The organism is Chitinimonas sp. (assembly GCF_041904975.1).
Classification (GTDB): domain Bacteria; phylum Pseudomonadota; class Gammaproteobacteria; order Burkholderiales; family Chitinimonadaceae; genus Chitinimonas.
Window position 1 is genome coordinate 1 of record NZ_JAYRLZ010000352.1, and the last position, 3,814, is coordinate 3,814.

Consider the following 3,814-nt stretch of genomic DNA (forward strand, 5'->3'; position numbering starts at 1 on the left):
AAAAACTCTCGCAGCGGCATATTTATGATCGCACCCCATTATCTGATCTGGTGCGCATGTTTACCAGCAAGGACGACAAGATTGTCGCCTATTCATTCAAGAACTACGAATATATCGCCGCTGATCGCTTGCCGGCAGTGGGCAACTTCTTTTATCTGCCCTGGCAGGAAAAATATAATGAATCACCCAGGTTCGGCATCAAGATCGATGCCTGTCAGCAATTGGCCAGCGCCTTACCCAAGGTGGTGATTGCGGATAAATGGAAGGTGTGGGACCGATATAGCTGGGAAAGCTATGGCGACTGCGTGCAGGGCGTGCTCGACAAGCACTACACGCAGTGGCCTGAGCAGCCGCTGTATGTGCGCAACGATATCCACGCTGCGGCCATTCAGGGCAAGGCACTGGTGCAGCGGAAAATGCAGCTAAGTGTGCCGATGGTTCCAGAGCGGCCGATTCCGCTGCTGCTGGCGCCGGCGCGCTCCGTCCCTGGTGGCAAGCTGCAGCGTATCGGCATCATGTTTGCGACTTATATGCGCCAGAACGCCGGCGAGGCGCAGCTGGAACTGGTAGACCTGCAAGGCCAGGTGCATCGCCAGCAGTTTGCGCTCAATGGCCTGGGCGACAACCAGTACCACTATTTTGATGTGCCGCCGGGGCAATATCGTTCGGCGCAGATCGTCACCCTGTCAGGCGGCGGCGCCAGTGTTTGGGAGAGTCATGCGAGCGACGGCGGATGGGCGAGTTGCGCGCGCTTTGAATATGCCGACGGCGCATTTGACTACACCGCCGGCTGCCCGCTGCAGTAAGCGGGTTTTGACCTCTGCTGCAGTTACAGCCACTGACTGGCAGCGCGCTTGACCCGGTCGTTGACCGCCAGCCAGTCATTGCCATCTGGTGGGGTTTCCAGCAGCAGGGCAGCAAATCGCTGGCCGGTATCAAACTGGCGCAGCGTGGCATACAGGGCTCGCGCATAGCCGGCTGCGTCGAGCGGCATCTGGTGGCTGTCTACACCACAAACAGTGCCATGCAAGGGCGAATGATGCAGCAGCGCGACCGATTGGCCGGCTTCGAAGCGGCGATAGGCTTCGTTTTCGATGGCCAAGAGCGGGCCGACCAGTAGCGGCGTGCGCGGTGCGTAGTGCGAGTCGAGCAGGCCCGATACCCGCATTTGTGCGGTGGCGGGCTTTTGGTGGTGGATCAGCGGCATGCCAAGCACTGCTTCGATCGCTTCGGCGGCAATGCCACCCGGGCGCAGCAGGGTAGGGCGCTCGCCGGTCAGGCCGACAATGGTCGATTCCACCCCGACCTGGCAGGGTCCACCATCGAGTATCAAGCCCAGGCGCGCGCCGAATTCGCTGGCGACATGCTGGGCGGTGGTGGGGCTGACATGGCCGAACTGATTGGCCGATGGTGCCGCCAAGCCGCCACCGAATCGCTCCAGCAGCGCATGAGTCAACGGATGCGCCGGGGCGCGAATGCCGACCGTGTCCTGCCCGCCGGTTACCGCATCGCTCACTTGCGCGGCGCGGTGCAGGATCAGGGTGAGCGAGCCGGGCCAGAAGGCCTCGGCCAGCTTCCAGGCGGCATCGGGAATATCGCGCGCCCACTGGCTCAGCTGGGCCTGGCCGGCGATATGCACGATTACCGGATGATCGCTGGGCCGGCCTTTCAGGGCAAAAATCTTGGCGACCGCTTCGGGCCGGCTGGCGTCGGCCGCCAGGCCGTAGACGGTCTCGGTGGGAATGCCGACCAGCTCGCCGGCGCGCAGCAGGGCCAGGGCATGGTCGAGGTCGGTAGAGATATTGGGCATCGCGCTATTTTACCGGCTTGCTGGCGAATCAGTGCGCCACATCGGTGCCGCTGGCCATGCGCGGCGGTTTGCGCATCCACAGCAAGAGCGGCAGCAGGGCGCAGATGGCAAGGCCGAACAGCAGGAACAGATCACTGAACGCCAGCATCATCGCCTGGCCATTCACCTGCTGGTCGAGCAAGGCATAGGCCTTATGGGTGGCGGCGGCGCCATGGCTGCCGTGCTGGGTGAACAGGCGGCTGAATAGACCGATGCGTTCGGCCACTGCTGAATTGTCTTCGGCCAGATGGGCCACCAGGCCGGCGCGCTTGATGTTTTCCAGCTTGATCAGCAAGGTGGCCGAAATGGCAATGCCGACACTGCCGCCGAGCTGGCGCACCAGGTTGTACAGGCCGGTGGCGTTAGGGATCTCCTGTGGCGCGATGGCGGCCAGGGTCAGGTTGTTCAGCGGCATGAACACGAGGCCCAAGCCCACACCGCGCAGCAACAGCGGCCAGAAAAAGTCCTGCTGGCTCGATTGCGTGGTGAACAAATGATGGCCCCACATGGCGTACATAAAGATGGCGGCGCCGACCATGATGATGAAATGGGCCCGTACCCCGCGCGCCAGCAGCTTGGCGGCAACCGGCATGGTGAAGGCGGCGGCTAGCGCCGAGGGCAGGATGATCATGCCGGTCTGGAAGGCATCGAAGCCGATCAGGGTCTGGGCATAGACCGGGAACAGGAATACGGTGGAAAACAGCGCCGCGCCGAGGAAGAAGGTAAAGATCAGCCCCATGGAGAACTGCACGTCGCGCATGATGCGCAGGTTGACGATGGGATGCGCGTATTCCAGCTGGCGGATGACAAAGGCAAACAGCGACAGGAAGCTGGCGATGGCATAGGCCATGATTTCGCCGGACTGGAACCAGTCGAGCTTTTCACCGCGCTCCAGCATCAATTGCAGGGTGCCAACGCCGACGGCCAGCAGGATCAGGCCGAGGTAATCAACCGCCTCGGCGATCTTGCGGTGGGCAGAATCCGGTACATAGCTCAGCACCAGCAATAGCGCTGCGGCACCCAGCGGCAGGTTGATATAGAAGATCCACGGCCAGGACCAGGTATCGGTAATCCAGCCGCCCACGGTGGGGCCGAGCGAGGGCCCGAACATGATGCCCATGCCGAAGATGGCCATGGCAGTGGCCATTTCCTTCACCGGGAAGACTTCATACAGGGTTGCCTGGGCAGTGGCGATCAACCCGCCGCCACCCAGCCCCTGCACGATGCGCCAGAACACCAATTCACCGAGGGAGCTGGCATTGCCGCAGGCCCAGGATGCCACGGTGAACAGCAGGATGGACATGGCCAGATAGTTGCGTCGGCCGAACTGGTTGGCCAGAAAGCCGGAAATCGGCAGCACGATGACATTGGCCACCACATAGCCGATCGACACCCAGGTGATCTCGTCCAGGGTGGCGCCCAGCGTGCCCATCATATGTGGCACCGCGACATTGACGATGCTGGTATCGAGCAGCTCCAGCACGCAGGCCAGGGTAACGGTGGCGGCGATGATGAAGCGGTTGCGATAGATGGCATCCGGGTTATTGCTGCGCAGCAGGCCGGGCAGGAAGGGCTTCATGGCGGATTAACCTCGCGGTGGGGCGTGCGGTTCAACGTACCCGGATGCTGGCGAATACACTCATGCCGGGCCGCAGAGGCGTGGCCTTGGCGTCGAAGGCGTCCAGCTTGACCTTGACCGGCACCCGTTGCACCACCTTGGTGAAGTTGCCGCTGGCATTGTCGGGCGGCAGCAGGGCGAACTTGGCGCCGGTGGCGGCGCTGAATGATTCAACCTTGCCGCTGAAACGCTTGCCCGGATAGGCATCGACGTCGATCTCCACCGCCTGGCCGGCCTTGACCTGCCCTACCTCGGTTTCTTTCAGGTTGGCGGTCACCCATACATCGTTGATCGGCACCAGATACATCAGGGTCTGGCCGGGCTGCACGAACTGGCCGGGCTCGACG

General features: G+C 62.3%; 4 protein-coding genes. 1 reads left to right on the plus strand and 3 read right to left on the minus strand.

What is annotated here, in order from left to right; genetic code table 11:
• On the plus strand, nt 1-806 hold an 806-nt coding region (locus ACE3OH_RS20565; RefSeq protein WP_374357557.1), incomplete at its 5' end, for a hypothetical protein.
• A 23-nt stretch (nt 807-829) separates the two neighbouring features.
• Here the strand turns inward: ACE3OH_RS20565 and ACE3OH_RS20570 are convergent.
• From ACE3OH_RS20570 to ACE3OH_RS20580, 3 genes are all read right to left on the minus strand, one after another.
• Nucleotides 830-1,810: an L-threonylcarbamoyladenylate synthase gene (locus tag ACE3OH_RS20570; protein ID WP_374357560.1), complete on the minus strand. Its 981-nt coding sequence runs from the start codon at nt 1,808-1,810 to the stop codon at nt 830-832.
• Between the two features lie 28 nt (nt 1,811-1,838).
• Nucleotides 1,839-3,428 (minus strand): DHA2 family efflux MFS transporter permease subunit, encoded by a 1,590-nt coding sequence (locus ACE3OH_RS20575; protein WP_374357563.1) that lies wholly within the window; start codon nt 3,426-3,428, stop codon nt 1,839-1,841.
• A 31-nt stretch (nt 3,429-3,459) separates the two neighbouring features.
• Nucleotides 3,460-3,814 (minus strand): efflux RND transporter periplasmic adaptor subunit (locus ACE3OH_RS20580; protein WP_374357566.1); only part of this gene is annotated, 355 nt, incomplete at its 5' end.